23 protein-coding genes are annotated in these 24,715 nt (G+C 73.3%); 12 read left to right on the top strand and 11 right to left on the bottom strand.

Annotated features, from left to right (window positions below):
- Positions 1–31: 31 nt before the first annotated feature.
- Genes ACIP9D_RS22990 through ACIP9D_RS22975 form a run of 4 tightly spaced genes read right to left on the bottom strand, consistent with a single transcriptional unit; the run spans position 32 to position 6,057 of the window.
- Positions 32–1,072 (bottom strand): ABC transporter ATP-binding protein, encoded by a 1,041-nt coding sequence (locus ACIP9D_RS22990; protein WP_350874852.1) that lies wholly within the window; start codon positions 1,070–1,072, stop codon positions 32–34.
- Positions 1,069–2,385, bottom strand: coding sequence for a sugar ABC transporter substrate-binding protein (locus tag ACIP9D_RS22985; RefSeq protein WP_350874853.1), 1,317 nt, complete (start codon positions 2,383–2,385; stop codon positions 1,069–1,071). Before ACIP9D_RS22985 ends, ACIP9D_RS22990 begins: the two co-directional genes overlap by 4 nt.
- Complete coding sequence (locus ACIP9D_RS22980; RefSeq protein ID WP_350874854.1) at positions 2,382–3,239, bottom strand: carbohydrate ABC transporter permease; 858 nt, start codon at positions 3,237–3,239, stop codon at positions 2,382–2,384. The genes ACIP9D_RS22985 and ACIP9D_RS22980 overlap by 4 nt, the downstream gene beginning before the upstream one ends.
- Positions 3,240–3,264: 25 nt before the next feature.
- Positions 3,265–6,057, bottom strand: coding sequence for a sialidase family protein (locus ACIP9D_RS22975; RefSeq protein WP_350874855.1), 2,793 nt, complete (start codon positions 6,055–6,057; stop codon positions 3,265–3,267).
- A gap of 171 nt (positions 6,058–6,228) precedes the next feature.
- Here ACIP9D_RS22975 and ACIP9D_RS22970 point away from each other — a divergent pair, with 171 nt between their 5' ends.
- Together ACIP9D_RS22970 and ACIP9D_RS22965 are read left to right on the top strand one after the other, a co-directional pair.
- A complete protein-coding gene (locus tag ACIP9D_RS22970) occupies positions 6,229–7,044 on the top strand; it encodes an SDR family oxidoreductase (RefSeq protein ID WP_350874856.1) in 816 nt (271 codons plus the stop codon).
- Between the two features lie 116 nt (positions 7,045–7,160).
- Positions 7,161–7,580 (top strand): SSI family serine proteinase inhibitor, encoded by a 420-nt coding sequence (locus tag ACIP9D_RS22965; RefSeq protein ID WP_350874857.1) that lies wholly within the window; start codon positions 7,161–7,163, stop codon positions 7,578–7,580.
- Between the two features lie 71 nt (positions 7,581–7,651).
- On the opposite strand, the gene ACIP9D_RS22960 is transcribed toward ACIP9D_RS22965, so the two are convergent.
- Positions 7,652–8,263 carry a hypothetical protein gene (locus tag ACIP9D_RS22960; protein WP_350874858.1) on the bottom strand — a complete coding sequence of 204 codons (612 nt, stop codon included), beginning with the start codon at positions 8,261–8,263 and terminating at the stop codon, positions 7,652–7,654.
- A gap of 183 nt (positions 8,264–8,446) precedes the next feature.
- Here ACIP9D_RS22960 and ACIP9D_RS22955 point away from each other — a divergent pair, with 183 nt between their 5' ends.
- A complete protein-coding gene (locus ACIP9D_RS22955; protein ID WP_350874859.1) occupies positions 8,447–9,568 on the top strand; it encodes a DUF5919 domain-containing protein in 1,122 nt (373 codons plus the stop codon).
- Between the two features lie 89 nt (positions 9,569–9,657).
- Positions 9,658–10,557, top strand: a complete 900-nt coding sequence (locus tag ACIP9D_RS22950; RefSeq protein ID WP_350874860.1) for a pentapeptide repeat-containing protein — start codon at positions 9,658–9,660, stop codon at positions 10,555–10,557.
- 17 nt (positions 10,558–10,574) lie between these two features.
- Here the strand turns inward: ACIP9D_RS22950 and ACIP9D_RS22945 are convergent, their stop codons facing one another.
- Entirely contained in the window at positions 10,575–11,093 is a 519-nt protein-coding gene (locus ACIP9D_RS22945; protein ID WP_350874861.1) for a MarR family transcriptional regulator, read from the bottom strand.
- A 5-nt stretch (positions 11,094–11,098) separates the two neighbouring features.
- Between ACIP9D_RS22945 and ACIP9D_RS22940 the strand changes: the two genes are divergently transcribed.
- Complete coding sequence (locus ACIP9D_RS22940; RefSeq protein WP_350874862.1) at positions 11,099–12,322, top strand: MFS transporter; 1,224 nt, start codon at positions 11,099–11,101, stop codon at positions 12,320–12,322.
- Between the two features lie 65 nt (positions 12,323–12,387).
- Positions 12,388–12,624: a preprotein translocase YidC gene (locus ACIP9D_RS22935; protein WP_350874863.1), complete on the top strand. Its 237-nt coding sequence runs from the start codon at positions 12,388–12,390 to the stop codon at positions 12,622–12,624.
- 21 nt (positions 12,625–12,645) lie between these two features.
- Here ACIP9D_RS22935 and rnhA read toward each other — a convergent pair whose 3' ends face one another.
- Together rnhA and ACIP9D_RS22925 are read right to left on the bottom strand one after the other, a co-directional pair.
- Positions 12,646–13,116: a ribonuclease HI gene (gene rnhA / locus ACIP9D_RS22930; protein WP_350874864.1), complete on the bottom strand. Its 471-nt coding sequence runs from the start codon at positions 13,114–13,116 to the stop codon at positions 12,646–12,648.
- A gap of 9 nt (positions 13,117–13,125) precedes the next feature.
- Positions 13,126–13,569 (bottom strand): ASCH domain-containing protein, encoded by a 444-nt coding sequence (locus ACIP9D_RS22925; protein ID WP_350874865.1) that lies wholly within the window; start codon positions 13,567–13,569, stop codon positions 13,126–13,128.
- A 44-nt stretch (positions 13,570–13,613) separates the two neighbouring features.
- Between ACIP9D_RS22925 and ACIP9D_RS22920 the strand changes: the two genes are divergently transcribed.
- Positions 13,614–14,342 (top strand): tyrosine-protein phosphatase, encoded by a 729-nt coding sequence (locus ACIP9D_RS22920; RefSeq protein WP_350874866.1) that lies wholly within the window; start codon positions 13,614–13,616, stop codon positions 14,340–14,342.
- A gap of 90 nt (positions 14,343–14,432) precedes the next feature.
- Here ACIP9D_RS22920 and ACIP9D_RS22915 read toward each other — a convergent pair whose 3' ends face one another.
- Positions 14,433–15,689 (bottom strand): lycopene cyclase family protein, encoded by a 1,257-nt coding sequence (locus tag ACIP9D_RS22915; protein ID WP_350874867.1) that lies wholly within the window; start codon positions 15,687–15,689, stop codon positions 14,433–14,435.
- Between the two features lie 56 nt (positions 15,690–15,745).
- The gene (locus tag ACIP9D_RS22910; RefSeq protein ID WP_350874868.1) at positions 15,746–16,285 is read right to left on the bottom strand and encodes a YfbM family protein; all 540 of its coding nucleotides are present in this window, start codon (positions 16,283–16,285) and stop codon (positions 15,746–15,748) included.
- 335 nt (positions 16,286–16,620) lie between these two features.
- Here ACIP9D_RS22910 and ACIP9D_RS22905 point away from each other — a divergent pair, with 335 nt between their 5' ends.
- The 5 genes from ACIP9D_RS22905 (at position 16,621) to ACIP9D_RS22885 (ending at position 23,955) form a co-directional block, all read left to right on the top strand.
- Positions 16,621–20,286, top strand: coding sequence for a S8 family serine peptidase (locus ACIP9D_RS22905; RefSeq protein WP_350874869.1), 3,666 nt, complete (start codon positions 16,621–16,623; stop codon positions 20,284–20,286).
- Positions 20,287–20,414: 128 nt separating this feature from the next.
- Positions 20,415–21,254, top strand: coding sequence for a metalloregulator ArsR/SmtB family transcription factor (locus tag ACIP9D_RS22900; protein WP_350874870.1), 840 nt, complete (start codon positions 20,415–20,417; stop codon positions 21,252–21,254).
- A gap of 294 nt (positions 21,255–21,548) precedes the next feature.
- A complete protein-coding gene (locus ACIP9D_RS22895; protein ID WP_350874871.1) occupies positions 21,549–22,034 on the top strand; it encodes a hypothetical protein in 486 nt (161 codons plus the stop codon).
- Positions 22,035–22,124: 90 nt separating this feature from the next.
- Positions 22,125–22,757, top strand: coding sequence for a class F sortase (locus ACIP9D_RS22890; RefSeq protein ID WP_350874872.1), 633 nt, complete (start codon positions 22,125–22,127; stop codon positions 22,755–22,757).
- Between the two features lie 88 nt (positions 22,758–22,845).
- On the top strand, positions 22,846–23,955 hold the full coding sequence (locus tag ACIP9D_RS22885) for a magnesium and cobalt transport protein CorA (RefSeq protein ID WP_350874873.1): 1,110 nt from the start codon (positions 22,846–22,848) through the stop codon (positions 23,953–23,955).
- Between the two features lie 14 nt (positions 23,956–23,969).
- Here the strand turns inward: ACIP9D_RS22885 and ACIP9D_RS22880 are convergent, their stop codons facing one another.
- Positions 23,970–24,680: an MBL fold metallo-hydrolase gene (locus ACIP9D_RS22880; RefSeq protein ID WP_350874874.1), complete on the bottom strand. Its 711-nt coding sequence runs from the start codon at positions 24,678–24,680 to the stop codon at positions 23,970–23,972.
- Positions 24,681–24,715: the final 35 nt, after the last annotated feature.

The raw sequence follows: 24,715 nt of genomic DNA, 5'->3' as shown, positions 1-24,715 counted from the left end.
GTCAACTGCCGGCGGGAGCGGGTGTCCGGCCTCATGCGGGCCGGTACCGGCGTCCCGAGCCGACGTGGAAGAGGTGCACGTCGGCCCAGCGCACGCCGACGCGTACCGGCGCGCCCCGGGCCGGCCGGCGGGCGGCCGGCACCCGCGCGACCACCGCGCCGCCGTTGGCGAGGGTGAGGTACGCGTAGGCGTCCTCGCCGACCACCTCGACCCGATCCACGCTGGCCGCCGCCCCCTCGACGTCGTCGAGCCGGGTCGCCTCCGGCCGGAACCCGACGTGCAGGTCCTCGTCGGCGGGCAGCGGGGGCGCGTCGCCGCTGGGCAGCACCGACCCGGCGGGCAGCAGGTTCATCGCCGGGGAGCCGACGAAGCGGGCCACGAAGGTGCTCGCCGGGGCGTGCCAGATCTCCTCCGGCGTGCCGACCTGCTCGATCCGCCCGGCGCGCAGCACCGCGATCCGGTCGGCCAGCACCAGCGCCTCGGTCTGGTCATGGGTGACATGCACCATCGTGGCGCCCAGCCGGTCGTGCAGCGTACGCAGCTCGGCACGCATCTCCACGCGCAGCCCGAGGTCCAGATTGGAGAGGGGTTCGTCGAGCAGGAAGACGTCCGGTTCGCGGACCAGCGCCCGGGCCAGGGCGACCCGCTGCCGCTCACCGCCGGAGAGCTGCCCGGGCCGACGGTCGAGCAGGGTGGCGCAGCCGACCGTCTCGGCGGCCGCCCGGGCCCGCTCCCCGGCGACCGCCCGGGGAGTGTCCCGCACCTCCAGGCCGAAGGCGATGTTCTCGGCGACCGTCAGGTGCGGAAAGAGCGCGTAGGACTGGAACACCATCGACACGTTGCGCAGGCCGGGCCGGGCGGCGGTGACGTCCCGACCGGCGATGTGTACCCGGCCGGCGGTGACCGGCTCCAGGCCGGCCACCACCCGCAGCACTGTCGACTTGCCGGCCCCGGACGGGCCGAGCACCACCAGCAGCTCACCACGGGCCACGCTCAGCTCGACCTCGTGCAGCACCGTCGCGCCCCGGTAGGCCGCGCTCACCCCGTCCAGGAGGAGTCCGGGCCCGCTCACCCGTGCTCGCCCCGGGCGAAGAGGGGCCGCGTCTGCTGGTCGAGGTCCCGGATCACGTCGTCGAGGCGGTCGCCCCGGTGCATGGCGTTCTCCAGGATCCCGTACGTGACGTCCTCGATCTCCGGCCAGGTGGAGACGGTGGGCAGCGCCCGGACCGTGGGGATCGCGTCGAGGAAGACCTTCGCGCTGCGCGGCGGCTGGGCCGGGCCGAGGAACGCCGGGGACTGCGACACCGCGATGTGCGAGGGCACGGTACGCCCGGTGGCGGCGATGATCTCCTGCCCCTCACGGGCCACGGCGAACTCCAGGAACCGCCAGGCCGCGTCCTTGTTCCGCGCGCCCCGCGTCATGCAGTACGCGTCGGAGTGCAGCACCCCGACCTGCTGGCGGTAGACGGGCAACGGGGCGACGTCCCACTCGAAGCCGGTGATCGTGCGGAAGGTGGTGGTGGAGCGCCGGGAGCTCATCAGCATGGCAAGGCGGCCGTTGGCGAACCGCGACTCGTCGTCCTCGGCCTCCACCTCCTCGTCGGTCGGCACCACCCCGTACGCCAGCCGCAGGTCGACCAGGTTCTTCAGCGCCTCCCGGGCGGCCGGGTTGTCCAGGGTGAGCCGGGTCGGCCGAGTCGGGTCGTCGACGATCTCGCCACCGGCTGACCAGACGAACGGGGCGAGCCGGATGATCGACGGCTCGACGCCGAGGCCGTGTACGGCGGGACGCAACGCTGCGCCCTCGCTCTCGGTGGCCTTGACCACCTGGCCGCGGGAGTCGCGGGTCATCACGGTGGCGGTGCCGACCAGGTCGTTCCAGGTCCAGCCGGCCTTCGGTTCGGCCACGCCGTACTTCTGGAAGAGCGTGCGGTTGTAGTAGACGGCCAGGCTGGAGACGTTCTGCGGCAGGCAGAGCTGCTTGCCGCCCCACTTGAAGGCGTCCATCGCGACGGGGTAGTAGTCGGCCGGTTCGATGGCGTCGGAGGCCGCGATCCGGTCGTCCAGCGGCTCGACCACGTCCTTGGCGGCGAACTGGCCGTAGAAGCGGTAGTTCATCAGGAACAGGTCCGGTGGCGCGCCGCCGGCCACCGAGGTGGCCAGTCGGGCGAGCAGGTCCTTGCGGTCGCTGGCTTCGATCAGCTGCACCTCGGCGCCGGGTCGCGCCTTCTCGTACGCCTCGATGAGGGTGCGGTAGGCAGCCAGTTCCTCGGGGGCGCCGAAGACCAGCAGCCGGACCGGACCGTTGGGTGACGAGCCGGAGCCGCATCCGGCGGCCAGCAGCACGGCGGTCAACAGCAGGGCGAGCAGCGCCTTGGTCTTCATCGTTCCCGTCCCGTCGGGTCGTCGTGGTGAAGGAAGCGGCGTTGGGCCAGCACGAACACCAGCAGCGCCGGGACCGTGGCCAGCGCCGCCCCGGCCAGGAACACCGGGAAGTTCGTCGGGTCGAGCACGGACAGCGAGCGCAGCGCCAGCGGCAGGGTGAACAGGTCACGGTCGTAGACGTAGATCAGCGGGTCGAGGAAGTTCGACCAGGTGAGCACGAAGGTGAGCGCGGTGAGCGCGGCGGTGACCGGGCGGACCAGCGGCATTGCCATCCGCCACCAGGTGCGCACCGGCGAGAGGTCGGCCACCAGGCAGGCGTCGTAGAGATCGGCGGGCAGCGCCCGGAAGGCCAGGTAGTAGACCAGGACGTAGAGCGGCGAGGTGCCCAGCAACGCCGGGGCGATCAACGGCACCAGGGTGTCGGTGAGCCCGAGGGCACGGAAGATCGCGAACCGGGGCACCAGCAGCGCGGTCGCCGGCACCATCAGCGCGAGCAGCGACGCCGCCACGACGACCCCGGTGGTGCGCGGCGCGAGCCGGGCCAGCGCGAAGCCGGCGAGCGAGGCGACGAGCACGCTCAGCGGCACGGCGACGACCGCGACCAGCACCGAGTTGAGGCTGGCACGCAGCAGCCCACCGATCTCGACGGCCTGTTGGTAGCCGGTGGTGGAGACCGGGTCGGGCACCAGCTGCGGCGTCGGTGGCGGCGGCAGCCCTGGCTCGGTGAACGAGCCGGAGACCAGCAGCAGCAGCGGTGGCACGAAGACCACGAGAACGAAGACCGCGCCGAGGGTGCGCCAGACTCGTCCGGCCGCCTCGGGCAGCGGTGAGGGGCCGCGGGAGCGGCCCCTCACCCGGGTGATGTCGATGCTCGCCTACCTATTTCAGGGTGAGCTGCCAGGCGCTGAGGCCGTGCGAGGCGGCGTAGAGGATCCGCTTGCCCGGGACGATGGTGAGCCCGGCGACCTCCACGTTCGGCATGCCGCCACCCGCCTTGACCCAGCTCGTGGTGCCCTTGGCCAGCCGCAGGACGCCGAAGTCGGTGGCCGCGTAGAGGTCACCGGTGACGTCGTCGCGGACCAGGTCGGTGATCGGTTGGTCGCCGAAGTCGTACGACCGGTCGGCCCAGGTCGCGCCGGCGCCGGCCAGCCTCACCTCGAACGCGTGCCCCAGCGTGGTCGGGGTGTTCGAGTTGAACCCGCTGTAGGAGATCCACGCCCGGGCCGGGTCGGCCGGGTCGACGTGGATGCTGGTGACGAAGCGGTTCGGGGTGCTGGCGTTGTCGATCCGGGTCCAGGTCACCGCGGCGGCCGGCTCGGCGTCGACGTTGCGGGTGACGAAGACCCGGCCGGTGCTGGTCGCCGCCCAGGCGGTGGACGAGTCGGTGCCGACCCGCTGGACCACCGAGACGGCGCCGCCGGCCCGGTCGCCCCAGGCGGCGTCGGTCAACGGGACCGCCCCGAGCTGCGCCCAGTCGCCGCACTGGGCCTCGAAGGTGCCGGTCCAGCTGTTGCAGATCCGGTTGGCCTCGGCCAGCGTCCGATCACCCAGGCCGAAGGTCTTGGTCCGGTAGACGGATCGGCCGGTGCCGGCGAACATCGTGCCGCTGACCTTGGGATCGGTGATCACCGGGGCGTAGAAGAGGTTGCCGGCCTGGCCGAACACCCCGTCGTAGACGGAGATCCAGCTGCCGATGTCGCCGCCCGAGAAGTTCACCTCAGGGGTCACGTCGTAGAAGGTGTGGAACCGGAACTCCGGCTTGCCGACGTCGAAGCCGGAGGCGCCGCCGTCACCGATCATCGTGTTGACCCAGCGCGAGCGCTGGCCCTTGTTCTCCCAGGTGCCGTTGTCCTGGGTGCCGCCCTGGAGCAGGTTGTGGTCGTGCGGGCTCACCGACAGGCTGATGAACTGCAGGGTGTTCATGCCCTTGTTGATCCCCTCCAGCCTGGACGGGATCTTCGACAGCATCTGCCTGCAGCGGTCCTTCTGCGCCGCGGTGCTCAGGTTGCGGTCCGGGTTGTCGCACCAGGCGGAGCGGTCCACGAACTGGCCGCTGGAGCGCATCAGGCCACCGTCGCTGGCCTCGAAGAACTGGAACGGGTTGCGGGGGTTGGTGACCAGCGCGTGCTGGTCCGGGTGCAGGCCGTTGGGATGCAACTCGTCGGTGCCGTCGTAGGTCATGTCGGTGCCGCTGACCCCGGCGTCGGTGGAGAGGACCACCGCGCGCTTGTGCGCGATCGTCTCGCCGTAGACGTAGGAGCCGCCGGTGTAGACGATGTCCGGATGCCCGGCGGGGGTGTGCACGAACACGTCGTACCAGCACTGGCCGGTGCACTGGTTGTAGGTGGCGAAGCCCGGGTCCGCCGGATTGGCGCTGGTCAGGTCGGCGAAGGTCGGAGCCCCGGCGGCCACGTCGTCACTGCGGAACAGCCGCGAGTACGGGGTGCCGGTGTTGCCCTCGTAGACGTACATCCGGGTCTTGCCGCCGGGCAGGGCGGTGACGTCGATCGCGGCGCGGGTCTGCGGCATCGTCGCGTTCAGCGACGCCTTGATCTGCGTCCAGGTCGCGCCCGAGTCGGCGGAGCGCCACACCCCCCGAGCGTACGAGGAGGCGTAGAGGACGCTCGTGTTCCTCGGATCGATCTTGACGTAACGGACGCCGCGCGGCGAGCACGCCGCGGTGTTGTTGTACTCGGCGGTGCTGCCGGTGCACTCGGTGGCGTCGGCCGAGCCGTTGTGGATGAACTTCCAGCTCCTACCGGCGTCGGTGGACTTGTACAGGCCCCACTTCGCGGCGTCCGGCACCGGGCGGGTGACGCCGGTGCAGCACGAGCTGGACATGCCACGCAACGCGGTGGTGGTGGCGACGTAGAGCGTCCTCGGGTCGCCCGGCTTGACGGTGATCTCGCCGATCCCCTTGCCGGCCAGCACGTCCTTGCCGAGCGGACCCTGCCAGGTCAGTCCCCCGTTGGTGGACCTGTAGAGGCCGACGCCCGCCACGCAGCCGGAGGCGCAGGTGTTCGCCTCGCCGGTGCCGACGTAGATGGTCAGGCCCCTCCGGTCGTTGCGGTCGATGCGCACCGAGCCGGCGGCGTTGATGCCGAGTGGGCCGCCCAGGTAGAACCACTTCGGCTGGGCCGCGAGCGCGTTGAGGGTGCCCCAGACGCCGCCGCCGGCCGGGGTGGCGTACGCCCGGCAGAGCAGCGGGTTGCAGTCCGGGCTGATGTCGATCGACGTGACCCGGCCGCCGGCCACGTACTCGTTGGGCACGTAGTTGTAGGCGTCGCGGAACTCGGTGAACGGGTAGAGCGCCTCGCTCGGACCGACGTTGGTCCAGCGCTGGGCGCCTCGGAAGCGCTTGTCCGCGGCGGCGTAGGCGGCCTTGGACCGGTCGGTCTGCGCGATCGTGATGGCGTTCGCCGGGTAGGCCCGTTCCAGGAACTCCTGCTGAGCCGCGCCGCCCGGGCCCTCGGGCGACATGCCGTCGCTGCCCGGCACCGTCTGCCAGAGCCGTTCGAGGTGCGCGCCGGTGGCGCCCGGCATCTCGCCGTCGCCCACCGCCGCTGTGGCCGGCACCTCGGCGCCGGTGAGATGGATGCCCGCGGCACCCGTCGTCGCCACGAGGGCGCCGACCGCTAGTCCTACGAGGAGATGGCGACGTCTGCGCTTCACGAGGGTCCCTCCCGGAATGAAGGCGTCGCCGCAGCGCGGCACCCACGGATTGGCGACCGTCGCTGGCAGCGTCCAGCAGGACCATCGCAGAGCGAACCGGTGCCGACAATCCCCCGCATGGACGGATGTCAACGTATGGTTGCATTCGCATGGAACGGGTAACGGGCCGGCATGCCTGATCGATTTGAGCGTTATCCGCGCATCGCGATCGTCACCGGCGCGGACTCCGGTATCGGCAAGGCCTGTGCGGTGGCGCTCGCCCAGGCCGGCTTCGACATCGGCATCACCTGGTACGGCGACGCCCCGGGCGCGCAACGTACCGCGGGCGAGGTGCGCGCCGCCGGGCGGCGCTGCGAGCTGGCCGAGATGGACCTGACCCGGCTGCCGGCGGCCGCCGCCGTGGTCGATGAGTTGGCGGACCGGCTGGGCGGTCTCGGGGTCCTGGTCAACAACGCCGGGATCGGTGCGGCGGTGCCCTTCGTCGACACCGACTGGGAGCGGTGGCGGGAGGTGCTCGCGGTCGACCTGGACGGGCCGTTCCTCTGCGGGCAGCGCGCCGCCCGGCGGATGCGGGCCGCCGGGGCGGGCGGGCGGATCATCAACATCACCAGCGTGCACGAGCACGCCCCCCGGGTGGGGTCGGCCGCGTACTGCGCGGCGAAGGGCGGGCTCGGGCTGCTGACCAAGGTGATGGCGCAGGAGTTGGCCCCGGACGGGATCACCGTCAACGCGGTCGCCCCCGGCGAGATCTCCACCCCGATGACCGGGCAGGAGGACGTCGACCCGTTCGACCAGGAGCGGCCGGGCATACCGGTCGGGCGGCCGGGCGACGCGCGGGAGGTGGCCGCTGTCGTCGCGCTGCTCGCCTCCCCCGCCGCAAGCTACGTCACCGGGGCCTCCTGGCCGGTCGACGGCGGCATGCTGCTGATGGGCCCGCAGGCGGCGGCGCTGACCTCGAACGACTGGCGACGGGTCGAGCCGACGTAACAGGCGGTGACGCTGGACGTTCACAGTGTCTACTTAGGGTGGTCGATGGCCCGGCCGCACGACGGCCGGGCCGCCGACCGGCCCCACACCCGGGGCCCCCGACGGAAGGACACACCATGCCCTTCGCCCAGCGGATCGTCGCGCTCGTCGCGGCCATCCTCCTCGCCGCCGGCGGGCTGACCGCCGAAGCGGCGGCGCACCCCCGCGCCGCGCACGCCGCCGACCTCGACCATCCGACCTCGGTGCTGCTGCTGACCGTGCAGCCGCACAGCGCGACGCCCCGGTCCCGGGTGCTGCTCTGCGGCCCGAGCGGCGGCGACCACCCGGCGGCCGCGACCGCCTGCCGCACCGTCGCCGGCGTCGACGGTGACCTCGCCACGCTCACGCTCGACCCCGACCCGCTCTGCACCCTGGAGTACGCGCCGGTCACCGTCCGCGCCTTCGGCTTCTGGGGCGAGCGGCCGGTGACGCACACCAGGACGTTCGACAACCGCTGCGCGATGCTGCGCGAGACCGGCGACCTGTTCGCCTTCTGACCCCGCCCGCACGGCGCCCGCGCAGCCGCGGGCGCCGTGCCCGGGTGGCGGGCCGATGGCCCGAGGTCCGGCTACTGCCCGGGCTCGGCGATCGACTGACGGTTGATGTAGACGACCTCGACGGCGAAGGTGAACAACGCCACCACGGCGCCGAGGCCGATCGCGAGTCCGGGCGACAGCCCGGCGAGCCCGATCAGCAGTGTCACGCTGAGCCCCACCAGCAGCGCGTTCACCGCGCCCACCAACGCGGCCGCGGTGAGCAGCAGCTGCACCCGCCCGGGGGTGTTACCGACGGCCGACCAGGTCGACCGCTTGGTGCCCTCGCCCAGCACCGCGTCGGCGAAGAAGTCGTGCTCTTCGGCCAGTTGGTGGTGGTAGTACGCCCGGATGCGCTGGATCCGCTCGAGATCCAGCTCGTTCTCCACCATGTTCTGCACCAGTCGCAGGAAGGTGAGCGTTCCGGTGATCACCAGCGTCGGCAGCACCGCGGCGAGATACGGCTTGACCAGGGCGGCGGTGCTCGACACGAAACCGAGGCCGATCAGCGCGGCGGACAGCAGGGACAGGAAGACGGTCGCCCGACCGACCGACTCGGCGACCGTCGCGCTGCGCGAGGTCTGCAGCACGAAGTGCTCGGTGGTCAGCGCGGTGAGCAGCGCCTGCTCGCGTTCGCCGTCGTCCATGCACCTCACCCTCCGTGGTCGATCGGCGCGGTCACCGTCACCATACGAGGGGCGGGGGTGCGCGGATCGGCGAACGCGGGGGTCGCGAACGGGACAGCGGCCGGCAAAGCGGGCACGTATCCTCGTCTGCCGGGATGATCACTGGCCGCCGGGCGGGCCGGTCGAGGCCGGGAGGGGACCGGGATGCGGCGGTCGGGCAGCTGGCGACGGGGTCGTACGGCTCGGCAGCGCCGGGCGTTCGTGGTCGGCGGGGCGCTGCTCGGCGTGGCCACCGCCATGCTGCTGGCCGCGTGGCGCAGCACCGGGTTCCTCAGCGACCTGCTGCTCAACCTGGGCGCCAGCGTGGTGCTCGCGGCGATCTCGTACGTCATCTTCGACCCGCTCTTCGAAGAGGCCCGCAAGGCCCGGGTGCAGGAGCACCTGAGCTTCGACCAGCAGGCGTTCGTGGCCCGGCTGCACCGCAGCGGCCGGCGGGTGCGCATCCTCGACACCTGGACGATCCTGCTGGAGCAGCAGCACCGGGCGGCGACCCTGGCAGCGGTGGAGGCGGCGCTGCGCAGCGGCGCGCAGGTGCAGCTGCTCCTGCTCGACCCGGACTGCACCGCCGCCCAGCAGCGCTCCGAGGAGCTGGAGCGGCAGCGGGTGAACGTGCCCAAGCAGATCCGGGCCAACCTGCGGCACCTCGCCGCCCTTCAGGAGAAGCTGGACCGGGAGGACAAGGGGCTGCGGCCCCGGTTGCAGGTCCGCATCTACGACGCCTCGCCCTCGATCCAGCTGTACCAGTGGGACGGGCAGGCGCTGATCTCGTTCTTCCCGATCGGCAAGCTCTCGTTCAACGTCCCCCAGCTCGAGGTGGACATGGACAGCCCGTGGGGTGGCTTCGTACACGCCCGCTTCGAGGAGCTGTGGGAGCACGAGCAGGCCACCCTCTCGCTGGAGCGGTACTGGTCGGCCGCCGTGACACTGAGCCACGACGGCTTCGACGCGGTCGAGGTGCAGGTGCCCTACGTCACGGTGGACGGGCAGCACTACATCGACTGCCGGCAGTTCCGGTTGAACCCGCTGCTGACCGTCCGGGCCCAGCTGCCGCCGCGTACCACCGGCTCGGCGGCGGGGGTGTTCGCGCTGGCCGAACCGGTCGACGGCGACCGCACCGCGGCGACGGCGGTGGCCCGGCTGTTCGACCAGAAGTACGGACCGGGCGGCGGCCAGCGGACCATCGTGCGACTGGTGCCGCAGCACTCCGTCGACGGCCGTACGCCCAACCCGCGCTCCCCCACCGGCGCCGACCCGCACGGACGGTGACCCCGCCGGGCCGCCGGGCCACGACCGGCGGACAATGGTGGGGGCGCCCGGCCCGGGCACACCTCGGAATCGGCGGGAGAACGGTAGGCGTGTCGCACAGCCCACGATCGGCGACGCCGACGTCACCGCGCCGGGACGACCTGCGCGCCGACTGCACCCGCTGCTTCGCACTCTGCTGCGTGGCACCGGCCTTCGCCGCCTCTGCCGACTTCGCCATCGACAAGCCCGCCCGGCAGCCCTGCCCCAACCTGCGCCCGGACCACCGCTGCGGGATCCACACAGAGCTACGCGAGCGGGGCTTTCCCGGCTGCACGGTCTTCGACTGCTTCGGCGCCGGGCAGCAGGTCGCGCAGGTGACCTTCGGCGGACGGGACTGGCGGACGGCGCCGGAGACCGCGGCCGTCATGTTCGACACGTTCACGGTGATGCGCCCCCTGCACGAGCTGCTCTGGTATCTGACCGAGGCGCTGGCGCTGCACCCACCGGCCGCGCTGCGCGGCGAGCTGGACCGGGCCCGCGACGAGACCGCGCGACTGACCGCGGGCAGCGCCGAGGAGTTGCGGGCCCTCGACGTGCCCGCCCACCGGGAGCGGGTCAACGTGCTGCTCTCCCGCGCCGGCGCGGCGGCCCGCGGGCAGGATGGCGCCGATCGCCGGGGCGCGCAGCTCTTCGGCGCGGACCTGCGCAACGTCGACCTGCGCCGGGCCAATCTGCGCGGGGCGCTGCTGATCGGGGCCGACCTGCGGGGGGTCGATCTGCACCTGGCCGACCTCACGGGGGCCGACCTGCGCGGCGCCGACCTGCGCGGGGCGGATCTCACCGGCAGCCTCTTCCTGCACCAGTCCCAGCTCGACGCCGCCCGTGGCGACGCCCGCACCGGTCTGCCGGCCCGGCTCACCCGGCCGGCGCACTGGACGTCGCTGCCGCTGACCCCGGTGCGCCGAGCGTCCGGGTCGGCCCCGGCGGCGAGGCGCGGCCGCCGCCGGTGAGGGCGGTACGACGCCGGTCAGCCGCCGGTCGCCTGATGTCCGGCGTACACCGGGCAGGCCGGGCAGCGCGCGCGGTCGCAGAGCCGGCACAGGTACGCCAGGGTGCGCTCGTCGGACACCTCGTCGCGGAGCAGGGTCCGGGCGATCTCGGCCAGTTGACCGCGCTGCTCGGCGGTGAGTGGCGCCAGCAGCGCGGTCAGCGCCTCCTCGCGGGCTTGCAGGACGCGGGCGGCCGCGTCGGCGCCCTGGGGGGTCAGGTGCAGCGCCCGACTGCGCGCGTCCGCGCCCGGCCGGCGCTCCACCCAGCCCTGATCGCGCAGACGGCGGACCAGGTGGGCGGCCCCCGGCTGGGTCAGACCGAGGACCTGGCGAAGCCACTCGGCGGTCACCCCGGGCTGGTCCTTCAGCACGACGAGCGACTCGGCCAGTACTCCACCGGCCCCGGCCGGCCCGGTGACCGCCGCCCGCATCCGGGACCCGACCAGCAGGGCCAGCGCGCCGACCAGGTTCGTGGCGCCACCTTCGGGTAGATACATAAGTCATGAATGTACCTGGCCGGGCGGTCGGCCTCATCACTCTGATGAACCTCGCCTACCTGCCGATCGCGATGCGGCAACTGCTCATCGTGCTGCTCGGGCACCACAGCACCGGAAGCTTCGCCACCGCCGGGGTGGCCAGCGCGGCCTGCGGGATCGGCCTCGCCAGCACCGCGCCGCTCACCGGTCGCCTGCTGTCCCGGCTCGGCGACCGGCCGGTTCTGCTCGTCACCGGACTCGGTCACCTGCTCTGCCTGCTCGGCCTCGCGGTCGTGACCGAGCCGGCTGCCTTCGTGGCCCTGGCCGCCGCGGCCGGGCTCAGCACCCCGCCCGTGCTGGGCAGCGGACGGGCCCGGCTCGCCGTGCTCGTCCCCGCACCCGCCCTGGCCCGCGCCTACGCGGTCAACGCGGTCGGGCAGGAGCTGATCTACGTGGGCGGTCCGCTGACGGTGACCCTGAGCCTGATGCTGACCGGCCCCAGCGGAGCGCTGCTGGCCTTCGCCGCGCTCGGCAGCGCCGCGCTGGTCGGCACCGCGCTGGTGATGCCCCGTCAGGTCCCGGACGGGCGCCCCACGGCGGGGCCGGCGTTCCGGTCGGGTCGCGCCACCGTCGCGACGCTGCTCGGGACTCACCTCGGCTACACCGCCAGCATCGGCGCGATGTGGGTGCTCGTGCCGGCGTTCGCCACCGCTGTCGGGCAGCCCGACCAGGCCGGGCTGCTGGTCGCCGTCTGGTCCGCCGGCAGCCTGGTCGGAGGTCTGCTCCTCGCCCGCCGGGGTCGGCCGGGCAGCCCCGGCGGGGCCTATCTGGCCTTCCTCGGCACACTGACAATCACGTCGCTCGCGCTGCCGCTGCCGCGCACCGTGCCGCAGATGGCCGTCGCCCTGGCTGTCTTCGGGCTCGGGCTCGCGCCCTGGCTGGCGGTCACCGACGAGATCCTGGCCCGGGCCATCCCCGCGCCGCGCCTGGCCGAGGCGTACGGCTGGCTGCTGACCGCCGGGCAGCTCGGCATCGCCCTGGGCTCGGCGACCAGCGGCGCGGTCAACGAACGGCTCGGCAACGCCGCCGCGTTCCTGGTGGTGGGCGCGGCGCTGGTACTCGCCCTGGCCACGGCGCTCCTGCGACGCCGCACCCTGCGGGTGAGCGCTGCGGCGCCCCGCCCGGTGGACCCGACGCCCGCCCCCAGCCAAACGCCGGGTCCGGTTGCCCGGAGTGGACCGGTGGGTTGACGTTTCGCCGGTTTGCCCGCCGGGTAGCCAGCGCCGACCGGAGACGGCACGGACGGGAGGCGACCGTGGGGTACAGAGCGCGGCAAGGTAAGCAGCCGGCCGACCCGGAGCACGCCGAGGACGAAGCCGGCCAGGCCAGGCTGGTCCAGGTCGAGGCGGACACCGAAGTCCCCGCCCCGGACGACACCGACGTACGACCGGACCTGGTCACCGAGGACAACGGCTCGGGCGTGGCGGGCGGTTCGTCCGGCAGCAGCGGCGGTGGTTCCAGCATGCCGGGGCACCCCGACGCGACCCGCTGAGGAGCGGCTGGCGCGGTCAGCTCACCGCGCGGCGACAGTTGCGGTGCGGGCCTCGGTCATGCCGCGGTTGGCCAGCGCGTCGGCGCGCTCGTTCTCCGGGTGCCCGTTGTGCCCCTTGACCCACAGCCAGGTGACCTCGTGCCGGGCGCACGCGGCCTCCAGCCGCTGCCACAGGTCCGCGTTCTTCACCGGCTGCTTCGCCGCCGTGCGCCAGCCGTTGCGCTTCCACGACGCCAACCAGCTGGTGATGCCGTTGCGCACGTAGGTGCTGTCGGTGGTCAGCTCGACCCCGACCGGCCGGGTGAGGCTCTCCAGCGCCTGGATGGCGGCCATCAGCTCCATCCGGTTGTTGGTGGTCGGGCTCGCCTCACCGCCGCAGAGCTCCCGCTCGTGGTCGCCGTAGCGCAGCAGCGCGCCCCAGCCACCCGGGCCCGGGTTGCCGCTGCACGCACCGTCGGTCCAGATCCGCACCACCCTGCCGGCGTCCACCATGCCGGCAACCTACCCGGCCGCCTGGCGCGTCGGTGCGACCACCTCCGCCAGCCGGAAGCGTTGGGTCAGCACCAGGGTGTCGTCGTCCACGGTGAAGTCGGGGTCGCCGAGCTCGTCGCGGACCTCCGGACTGTGCCAGAACTCCTCGTGCCCGGCCCGCCACTGGGCGACCGACTCGTCGCCCTCGCCCTCGTCCAGAACGTGCGGCAGGTTGACCTCCGCGAGCCGGAGCACCCGCACCTCGGTCGTCTCGATCACCGCCACCGGCCGGCCCGCCGAATCCACCACCACCGACCGCCTACCCACACGCGGCAGCGGCTCGCCCAGGACCTCGTAGCCGATCACCAGCGCGCTGGTCGAGGTCTTCGTCCCGGCGAGGATCGCGGTGACCAGCCGATCCCGCAGGGGGCCGGGAAACCCGAACTGGGCCAACGGGAGATCATCAAGGTCCACCCGGCCGAGGATACCGGCGGTGGCGGGTCGGTTAGGGTCGGCCGGTGGAGCGGCACATCGCCTTCGAACACCTGTACAACTTCCGGGACCTGGGCGGCTACCGCACCGGGGACGGTCGCGAAGTCCACTGGGGACTGCTCTACCGGTCGGACTCGCTGGGCAAGCTCGCCGGCGCCGACCTGGCGCGCTTCCGCGCGCTGGGCGTGCGTACGGTGATCGACCTGCGCTACCCGTGGGAGATCGCCGCCCGCGGCCGGGCGCCTGAGCTGGACGGGTTGGCCTGGCACAACCTGAGCGTCGAGCACCGCCCCTACGACCAGGCCACCATCGACCCCCAGCTGGACCCGTGGCGCTACCTCGCCGACCGCTATGCCGAGGTGGCCGCGGACGGCGTGCCGGAGCTGCGCCGGGCGCTGGAGGTGATCGCGGCGGCGGACGGTCCGCTGGTGTTCCACTGCGCGTCGGGCAAGGACCGCACCGGTCTGCTGGCCGCGCTGCTGCTGGCCCTGCTCGGCGTCGACGACGACCAGATCGCTGCCGACTTCGCGTTGACCGAGCTGGCCACCGAACAGCTGATCGCGCACTGGCACGCCCTGCACCCGGACCAGACGTTGGTCTGGCCCGGCTACGGCCGGGCGCCGGAGAAGATCATCCGGCTCTTCCTGGCCGACCTGGTGGCCGCGCACGGCTCCGTTCGCGGCTACGCGGTCGACCGGCTCGGGGTGGACGACGACCTCGTCGGGCGACTGCGCGACCGGCTGCTGACCCGGTAGCTGATCCGCGAGCGGTCGTGGCGGACCGGACGACCGGGTGATCGACGAGGGGCGGAGCGCGGCCGGCCGGCGCTGACCGGGCCGGCACGTTCAGGCCTCGGCGTCCTGCGCGGCCGCGGGCAGGCCGTCGCGCACCGCGGCCGGCACCGGGAGCGCCGGGCGGCGCGGACGGAGCCGGTCGCGGAGGCGGTGCGCCGCGTCCCCGGCCGTGGCCGCCGCCATCGGCAGCAGCCGGGTGGAGCTCATCACCGCGAACTCCTCGGCCGGCGTGGTCGTGCCGTCGAGGAATCGCAGCACCCGCTCGGGCGGATTGCGGTCGAAGAGCCGGTCGAAGAACTCCGGCCCACCGACCGAGCCGCGGTCCAGCGCGCGCAGGGCGACCGCGTCCATCCAGCGGTGCCGGCGGGGGTACGCGGGCTCGGGCACCGGCGGGCGGCCGGCGGCCAGGGCGCGGGCCACCTGGTCGGCCTGGCGGTACATGGCGGAGAAGGTGAACCCGGTGGAGGGACGGGTCGCGCCGCCGGCGGTGCCGAGACGCACCACGCGCGGCGACGGGCGGGCGACGAACGGGCCGTCGGTCATCGGGATCACCCCGTTCTCCACCTCCCGCACCGTCAGCCGGGCCGGGTCGAGCCCGAGCCGGTCCCGGTAACCGGCCAGCGCGGCGTCGTAGCCGGCGCCGGTGAGCAGGGCCGGTGAGAACTCGGTGTACTCGACCAGGGCGTACCGGTCGCTGACCGGCAGCAGGTAGCCGAAGGAGACGCCTCGGGTCGGCTGCGGGGTGCGGAAGTCCATCAGCACCGCCCGGTCGGGGTCGAAGACGGCGGTCTCCGCCGCGAGCCACCAGCCGCGGAAGTGTTGCAACCAGTTGGTGCGGCCGGTACGCGCCGGCGGGCGCGGGCGGGAGTCGAGCACCCAGCCGGCCCGCACAGCCGGGCCTTCGTCGGCGGTGCGGATCAGCACCCGGTCGCCGTCGTCGTGCACGGCGTCGACGGCGGCGAGAACCCGGGTCACGCCGAGACGCTTCTCGGCCTCGGCCGCCTGGTCGTAGACCGGGCCGGAGCGGAGCATCGCGTAGCGCAGCGGGGCGAGGTCGAGCACCCGCCGCGCGGCGGGAGTGACCACCTCGACCTGCCGCCAGCTCGCGCTGAGCAGCGGGTCGAGGTCGCCGCCGGGGTGGCCCCAGAACGCCCAGGTGCGGTCCTGGCCGCGCCGGTGGACCGGGTCGACGACGGCGACCCGCAGACCACGCACGCCGTGCCGGTCGAGCGCGGCCAGCACGAGGGAGGCCGCGCCGCCACCACCGACCAGGGCGAGGTCCACGTCGACCGGTGCGGAGCTGGGCATCCGTCCACGCTGTCACATCCGGCCGGCCGCCGTCGCGCCGGCCACCTCGCCGCCAATCAGGAGATCCAGCAGATGACCGCGTCGCCGTTCTTGGCCGCGGCGGTGAAGTAGTCGCGCACGCCGGGCAGGAAGTGCGCCACCCAGGCCAGCTCCCCCGGCCGATCCCACACCTCCGGATAGACCTCGGCCCGCTGCAGCTCCGCCTGGTCGACCCCGCCGATCAGGTCCTCCTCGGTGAGGTCGGCGAGCGCCGCGGCGGCCTCGGCCACCTGCTCCGGAGTCAGGTAGCCGGGCGGGCCGTAGCCCCAGTCGGCCCCCGACGCCTCGATGACCTCCAGCGCTGCCTCCCGGTCGTCGGGCAGCTCCACGAACCACTCCTCGCCAGAGACGATCGAGATCGGGAAGTCGCACCGGTCAAGCAGGAAGTGCAGCGCGTGCCAGGCCTTGTCGGTGCCGGAACAGCGGGGATCAGCCGGCGGATCGTCGTCTTCGGCCTCGCTGATCCGCCTGGCCAGGCCGTAGGCCCAGTCGAGATCGTTTTTGGCCTGTGCCAACTCCGCCGCGGTGACTCGCAACCAGCTCCCGTACATGCCCATGGCGGGTCCATAGCCAGCCGGTCCGACATCTCGCGGGGGCGCCGCACAGGGCGCGGCTCGCGGCGCCACCAACGCAGTACCAGCGCCACGAAAGGTTCTCCTATTCGGAATGATCTTCCAGGCGTAGCGTCTCGTCTGGTCCTCCGACAGACACGCGTTGATCCACGGTCCCACCTTCCGGGCCGGCGTCCGAGGACGCTGCCGGCACCCGTCGCCGGCGGCTGGCGAGCAGACGAGACAAGGGACGGCATCACTTGAACCTCTCGCGTACCCGTGGAGCGTGGCTAGCCGCCACGGTCTCCGCGGTCCTGGCGGCGGTCGGCGGCTCACCAGCCGTGGCCGCCGAGCCTGGGCCGACCACCACCCCGGGCTCGACCACCGGGACACCGACCGGCCTGCCCACCCCGCCCGGTACCCACTCGGTCACTCTGATCACCGGCGACGTGGTCACCACCCGCCAGACCGCGAACGGCGGCACCGTCGAGGTACGACGCTCAGGCGGCGCCCCGGCGCAGGTGCGGGTGGTGGAGTCCGGCACCGAGCTGTACGTCTACCCGCTGTCCGTGCTGCCCTACCTGGCCGCCGACACGGTGGACAAGCGGCTGTTCAACGTCACCCGCCTGATCGCCGACGGATACGACGACGCGTCGGTGGACCACCTGCCGCTGATCGTGTCGTACACCGACGCGGCGGCCGGCCTGCGCGCCAGGACCGCGCCCGCCGGTGCGACCCGCACCCGCACCCTGAGCAGCATCAACGGCGCGGCGCTGACCGAGGACCGCGACCGGGCCGCCGACTTCTGGGCGGCGATCACCGCCGCGCCGCCCGCCGCGAAGTCAGCCGCCGGCGCCACGAGCGCCGACGCGGCGGGACGCTTCGGCGGCGGGATCGCCAAGATCTGGTTGGACGGGCGGGTCCGGGCCGACCTCGCCGACACCACCGCGCAGATCGGGGCCCCGGAGGTGTGGGCCGGTGGCGACACCGGCGCGGGCGTACGGGTGGCCGTGCTGGACACCGGCATCGACGCCGCCCACCCGGACCTGGCCGACCGGATCGCCGAGTCGGCCGTCTTCGTGCCCGGCGAGGAGATCACCGACCGGGTCGGGCACGGCACCCACGTCGCCTCCACCATCGCCGGCACCGGCGCCGCCTCGGGCGGACGCGAGCGGGGCGTCGCACCGGACGCCCAACTCGCCATCGGCAAGGTGCTCAGCGACCAGGGTTCCGGGATGGACTCCTGGATCCTCGCCGGCATGGAGTGGGCGGCCCGGGAGGCCGACGCCACGGTCATCAACATGAGCCTGGGCTCGAACCAGCCGAGCGACGGGACCGACCCGATCAGCCAGTCGGTCAACTCGCTCAGTGCCGAGACCGGTGCGCTGTTCGTCGTCTCCGCCGGCAACGCCGGCGCCCCGGGCACCGTCGCCGCCCCGGGGGCGGCGGACGCGGCGTTGACCGTCGGCGCGGTCGACGGTGACGACCAGCTCGCCTCCTTCTCCAGCCAGGGGCCACGGATCAGCGACGAGGCCATCAAGCCGGAGCTGACCGCGCCCGGCGTGGGCGTGCTCGCGGCCCGGTCGCAGTACGCGCCCGGCGAAGGCGCCTACCAGAGCATGGACGGCACCTCGATGGCCGCGCCGCATGTGGCCGGCGCCGCTGCCCTGCTCGCGGTGAAGCACCCGGACTGGACCGGCCAGCAACTCAAGGACGCCCTGGTCAGCACGGTCAAGGCCACCCCGCAGTACGACGCGTACCAGGCCGGCACCGGCCGGGTCGACGCCGCCGCGGCGGTACGGGCCCCGATCGTGGCGACCGGCACCGTCTACACCAGCGTGCGCCGCGAGACCGCGGCTACGCCCGGCGGCAAGCCGCTGACGTACACCAACACCACTGGCCAGCCGATCACGCTGGACCTGGCGGTGGACGCCACGACCGCCCCGGCCGGCCTGTTCACCCTGTCCGCGAAGCGGGTGACCGTGCCCGCGCACGGCACCGCCACGGTCACCCTGACCACGGACGCCGCACGGGCCACCGTCGGCAGCCGGTACACCGGGCAGGTCGTCGCCACCGGTGCGGACCAGGCCGTGCTGACCCGCACCGCGATCGGCATCGGCACCTTCACCCCGTACCACCGGCTCACGCTGAAGATGACCGACCGGGCCGGCAGGCCGGCAGCCGGCATGATCGAGCTGGGTCGGCCGGGCAGTTACGGGCCGGACTTCGTCGAGACCGACCCGGACGGCCTGGCGCAGGTGTACCTGCCCGAGGGCGTCTACTCGGCGATGAGCTTCCTCAACGTCGCCGGCAGCCACGGGCCGAACTCGAACGGCCTGGCGTTGCTCGGCGACCCGGACATCGACCTGCGCGCGGACACCACGGTCCGGTTGGACGGCGCGGCGGCGCGCCGGGTCCAGTCGCTGGCGCCGCAGCGGACCGCCGACACGTACTCCCGGCTGGACTACTACCGGTCGCAGGGCGAGGGCCGGTGGCGCTCCTTCATCGAGGGTGGCGTCTTCTACGACAGCTTCTGGGCCCAGCCGACCAGCCACGACGTCGAGCACGGTGACTTCTACCTCAACGCCCGCTGGCGTAAGGAGCAGCCGGTGCTCACCGTCGGCACCGCGAAGGTCGACTTCGACGACGTGGTCCGCCAGCAGGGCACGACCCAGCTGCCGAAGGGCCGGTGGACGCTGCCCGCCGTCCACGCCGGCAACGGCGCGGCGAGCGACTACGCCGGCCTGGACGCCCGGGGCAGGGCGGTCGTGGTCCGGCACAACTGGGAGGTCAGCGACTCCGAGCAGGCCGCCGCGGCGACCGCGGCCGGGGCGAAGCTGCTGCTGGTGGTGAACGACCACCCCTGGCGCGAGGTGCGGGACTACTCGGTCGACTGGTCCACCCCCACCCCGATCGAGGTGGCCCTGCTCAGCATGGACGAGGGCGAGGCGCTGATCCAGCAGATCCAGCGTGGTGCGACGAAGGTCGAGGTGGCTTCGCAGCCGGTCGCCGACTACGTCTACGACCTGATGCAGGCCTACCACAACGAGATCCCCCGCACGCTGACCCGGACCGAGACTCCGAAGACGCTCGCCCGCATCGACGTGGGCTTCACCTTCCCGACTCCGCAGACCCGGGGCGGCGAGTTCCGGTTCGACTGGCCGACGTACTCGGACTGGGGCATCGGGCAGAGCAGCAACCGGCCGCTCGCGCCGGTCCGCGCCGACTGGGTCTCCACCGGCAAGCTATACGGGTGGGGCCAGGAGGCGTACATCGACTCCGACACGTACCAGATCGACACCCGGACGAGCTACCGGGCCGGTAGCCGGGGTGAGGAGCAGTTCTTCCAGCCGATCGAGCGGCCGCACCTGAACAACAACTTCAAGCTGCCCACCCGCTCCGGTGACGCCCTCAACCTGGACGTGCCCGGCTGGGGCGGCGACGACCACGTCGGCATGGCGATGAACGCGGCCACCCAGGCCAACCAGCTGTTCCAGGGCGACACGCTGCTCGGCCAGAGCAGCAGCACCTGGATCAGCGGCACCGCGCCGGGCGCGGGTGACCTGCCGTACCGGCTGCTGGTGCGGACCAGCCAGGACCCGACCGCCGGCCCGTACTCGACCAGCACCTCCACGGAGTGGACGTTCCGGTCGAAGGCGCCGGCCGCCGGCGTGGAGTCGAGCGTGCTGCCGCTGCTCCAGCTCGACTACGCGGTCGACACCGACGCCGCCGGCACCGCGGCGGGCCGGACCGACCTGACCGTCGCGGCCGCGCACCTGCCCGGAGTGACCGGCTGCGGCAGCATCGGGCCGGTCCGGCTGGAGATCTCGTACGACGACGGCGCGCACTGGCAGCGGCAGTCGTCGGAGCGCGCGAAGGACGGCTCCTGGACGGCGACGCTGCGGGCGCCGAAGGGCGCGGCGTACGTGTCGTTGCGGGCCAGCGCCACCGACGGCGCGGGCAACGCGGTCAGCCAGACCGTGATCCGCGCCTTCGGGGTGCGCTGACCCTGATCCCCTGATCAGGTGTGGTCCGGCCGGCTCGCACCGGCCGGACCACAGGTGTTTCCGGGCCAGTTGACACGCAGCCGTTCGGTTGCCTATTGTCACAGGCAGCCGGGCGGTTGCATGAGGGGGTGCGGGTGGACGAGGTCTTCCGGGCGCTGGCCGACGCCAGCCGACGCCGGTTGCTCGACAGCCTCAACGCCCGCAACGGGCAGAGCCTGCGCGACCTCTGCGCGGGGCTCGACATGACCCGACAGTCGGTCAGCAAGCACCTGGCGGTGCTCGAGGCGGCCGACCTGGTCACCACCGTGCGGCGCGGCCGGGAGAAGCTGCACTTCCTCAACGCCGCGCCGGTCACCGCCATCGCCGACCGATGGATCAGCCGGTACGACCGTCAGCGGGCCGAGGCGCTCGCCGACCTGCGCGCAGCACTGGAGGGCGAGCCCGTGGAGAATCCGACTTTCGTCTACACCACCTACATCGACACCACCCCGCAGCGGCTCTGGGCGGCGCTGACCGAGCCCGCCTTCACCCGCCGCTACTGGGGCGGCGTCGCCCTGGAGTCCGACTGGCAGGTCGGCTCAACGGTGCTCTGGCAGGACGCGCCGGGCGCGGAGTTCCGGGACCTCGGCCAGCGGGTGCTCGTCGCCGAGCCGTACCGGCGGCTCAGTTACAGCTGGCACGGCTTCCAGCCGGAGCACGCCGCGCACTTCGGCTGGTCCGACGAGGAGCTGGCCGCCCGGCTCGGCGAACGCCGGTCCACGGTGACCTTCGAGATCGCCCCGTACGGCGACGCCGTCCGGTTGACCGTGATCCACGCCGACTTCTCCCTCGGCAGCGAGATGTACCGCGCGATCAGCGGTCAACTCGACGGCAGCGGCGGCTGGCCCGAGTTGCTGGCCAGCCTGAAGACGCTGCTGGAGACCGGCGAACCGCTGCCCGAGCCGACCCCCGCCGGGCAGGCGGGCTGAGCGCTCCGCCCCGGCATACCCGTCGGTGCCGGCGATACCTCGCCATCGGCCCAGGCGCGACTGTCCCGGCCGCACCCGACATCGACCGGAGCACCGGTGCCGGCCGGGCCCGCCGGGCATATTCGCAGCTCCCTTCGCCTGTCGGGTGACACGTGACGGCAACGAGGATTTCTCATTTTCACCGGATCGAGGTCCCAACCGCCCTAGTGTTGGGCACACCGGTGCTAGTCGCGGAGTTGGCCACCCGAACGACGTCCCACGTTGTCAGCGGACGAAAAGTGAGGGAAGACGCGTATGAAGGCGAAGACAATGCTCGTGTCGGCGGCAGTCGGCGTGGGCCTCGGCACGCTCCTGCTGCCGGGCGCCGCACTGGCCGAGACCATCGTGTCGCCGGCCAGCACACCGGTCGGCGGCACGGTCGTGCTCACCGCCACGACCTGCAACCCGAAGTCGGGTGACGCGATCTTCCGCGTCACCGGTCCGAACCGGGACCAGAACGTCCGCTCGACCACCGCCGCGGCCGGCGGCGGGTTGAGCGCCGAACTCTTCACCGCCGGGTTCACCCTGGGCACCTACACGGTCACCGCGACCTGTGGCGACGGCAGCGCCGCCGGCAGCGCGACGTTCACCGTCACCCCGATCGGCGGCGCCCCGGCCGGCGCCGGCAGCCACGCCGACGGCACCGGGGCGCTCGCTGCAGGCGGCACCCTGCTCGGCGCGGCCGCGGCCGGCACCGTCCTGCTGCTGCGCCGCCGGCGCCCCGCGTCCACCGTCGCCTGACCAGCGGCTCGCACCATCCCTGGGACGGGTGCCCGCACCGGCGACACACCGGGGCGGGCACCCCCACGATCGGCGTACGGAGGTGGGCGGATGTGGTGGCGTCGCGGGAACGGACGCCGGGCGGCGCCCGCCGTCGCGGCCGTCGCGCTGCTCGGGGTCACCGGCCTCGGGCTGGTCACCGTCGGGCTGACCACCGACCCGCCCCGCCCCCCACAGCCCAGCACGGCCGCGCCCCCCGCCAGCCGTCCCGCACCAGACCTACCGCCCCTGCCCCACGCCGTACCCACGCTGGTGCAGATCCCCGCCATCGACGTCCGGGCCGAGGTCGTGCCGGTCGGCGCGGACGCCGCGGGGGTGCTGGAGGTGCCGTCCCTGGACCGCCCCGGCCTCGCCGGCTGGTACCGCCACGGGGTCACCCCGGGCGAGAGCGGCAACGCCGTCCTGGTCGGGCACGTCGACTCACCGGCCGGTCCCGCCGTCTTCTTCGACCTCGGCCGGCTGCGCCCCGGTCACATCGTCCGGGTCACCCGCCTCGACGCGAGCGTGGCGACGTTCACGGTGGACGGTGTCGGCTCGTACCCGAAGGACCACTTCCCCACCGGCCTGGTCTACGGCCCGGCGACCGGATCCGCGCTGCGCCTGATCACCTGCGGCGGCCGGTTCGACGAACGCACCGGCAACTACGTCGACAACGTCGTCGTCTTCGCCACCCGGACCGGCTGAGCGCAACCCGACCGACGCCGCGATCACGTCCGCCCGCCGACTCCACGTACGGTATGCCGGCAGTCCCGGCGACGCGGAGGTATGAGCGGTGGATCAGCGACTGGTGCGGGCAGGTTCGGCCCTGCGGCTGCCCGACCTCGTCACCCGGCTGCTCGGTCGGCGGGGCGCCGAATCCGGCACCGACCGGCAACAGTCCAATCCGGACGCCGTGGTCGACTGCGCGCTCTACGTCAACGGCCGGCGCGAGCCCGGTCGCCCGCACTACGCCGACGCGTACGCCCGCAGCCGGCGCGGCCGCAACTCCTTCGTGTGGCTCGGTCTGCACGAGCCGGGCCCGGCGGTGATGGCCGCGGTCGGCCGGGTCTTCGGGCTCGACGAACTCGTCGTCGAGCAGGCGCTCGCCGACGGGCACCGGCCGACCGTGCAGCGGCACGGCGAGGTGACCCTGCTGGTGCTGCGCACCGCCGGCTACGTCGAGCACGTCGAACTCACCGACAGCTCCGAGGTGATCGACACCGGCGACGTGATGGTGTTCCTCGGCGACCGGTTCGTGCTCACCGTCCGGCACGGCGCGGCCGGGGCGCTGAGCACGGTACGCGCCGAGATCGAGCGCCGCCCCAGGCTGCTGGCCGAAGGCCCGTGGGCGGTGGGATACGCGGTCTGCGAACGGATGGTGGACCTGTACCTGGAGGTCGCCGGGCACGTCGAGCGCGACCTGGAGCGGGTCGAGGAGAGCGTCTTCGCGCGGGAGCGCGCCGCGGACATCCAGCACCTCTACCAGCTCAAGCGGGAGGTGGTGGAGTTCAAGCGGGCGGTGCTGCCGCTGCAGGCCCCGCTGCGCACGCTGCTGGAGCAGCACCCGGCCAACCCGCCCCGCGGCCTGCACCGCTGGTTCGTCGACGTGGACGCGCGGCTGGCCCGGGCGGTGGACCGGGTCGCCGCGTACGACGACCTGCTGACCTCGATCGTGCAGTCCCGGCTGGCCCAGCTCGCCGTCGAGCAGAACAACGACCTGCGCAAGATCGCCGCGTGGGCCGCCATCGCGGCCACCCAGACCGTCATCGCCGGCATCTACGGCATGAACTTCCCGAACCTGCCCGGGCTGGGCTGGCGCTACGGCTACTGGCTCGCGCTCGGCCTGATGGCTCTCGTGGCGTTCACCCTGCACCGGCTCTTCCGCCGCTCCGGCTGGCTCTGATCGGCCCGGTGCGGTCAGCGCTGCCGCCGCAGAAAGCCGCGCACCTGCTCGCGGGCGTTCTCGGTGAGCTCGGGGCCGTGAGTGAAGGCGGCGATGTCGTAATCCAGCTCGCCGAGGACGTGCGCGGTCCGCTGGGTCATCCGGAAATCGGTGCAGAGCAGCTTCACCGACCAGCGGATGCCGGCCACGTTGAACAGCGCGTCCCCCGTGATCAGCAGCCGGGTCGGCTCGTGCAGCAGCGAGACGTGGCCCGGGGAGTGCCCGGGAGTGTGCACCACCCGCAGGCCGCCGGCGACCGGCAGCACGTCGCCGTCGGAGAGGGGTTGCGCCACGTCGACGGCCGGGAACCGGCCGCCGTCGAGCCGGGCGAAGAGCCGCGCCCCACTGACCGTGGGATCCCGCGGCGGCGCCTGGCCCGCCCGCGCGTACTCGGTGTCGGCGGAGTGCGCGACGACCGGCGCCCCGGTGCGGCGGGCCAGCTCGGCTGCGCCACCGGCGTGGTCCGGGTGGGCGTGGGTGAGCACGATCCGGATGACGTCGGCCGGGGTCTTGCCGATCGCGGCGAGCCCGCGCACGATCCGGGCCGGCGCGCGCTTCAGGCCGCAGTCGACCAGCGTGACACTGCCGTCGTCGTCGACCAGGGCGTACGAGTTGACCAGCGCGCGGCCGGCGGTGGGGATGCGCCAGACGCCCGGGGCGAGCGCGACGGCGGGTGATCGCGACATGACCTCGAGCCTAGGAGTCATCGTCAACGATCGCT

Source organism: Micromonospora sp. NPDC093243, assembly GCF_044753725.1.
Classification (GTDB): domain Bacteria; phylum Actinomycetota; class Actinomycetes; order Mycobacteriales; family Micromonosporaceae; genus Micromonospora.
This window is presented reverse-complemented; position numbering and strand designations above follow the sequence as displayed.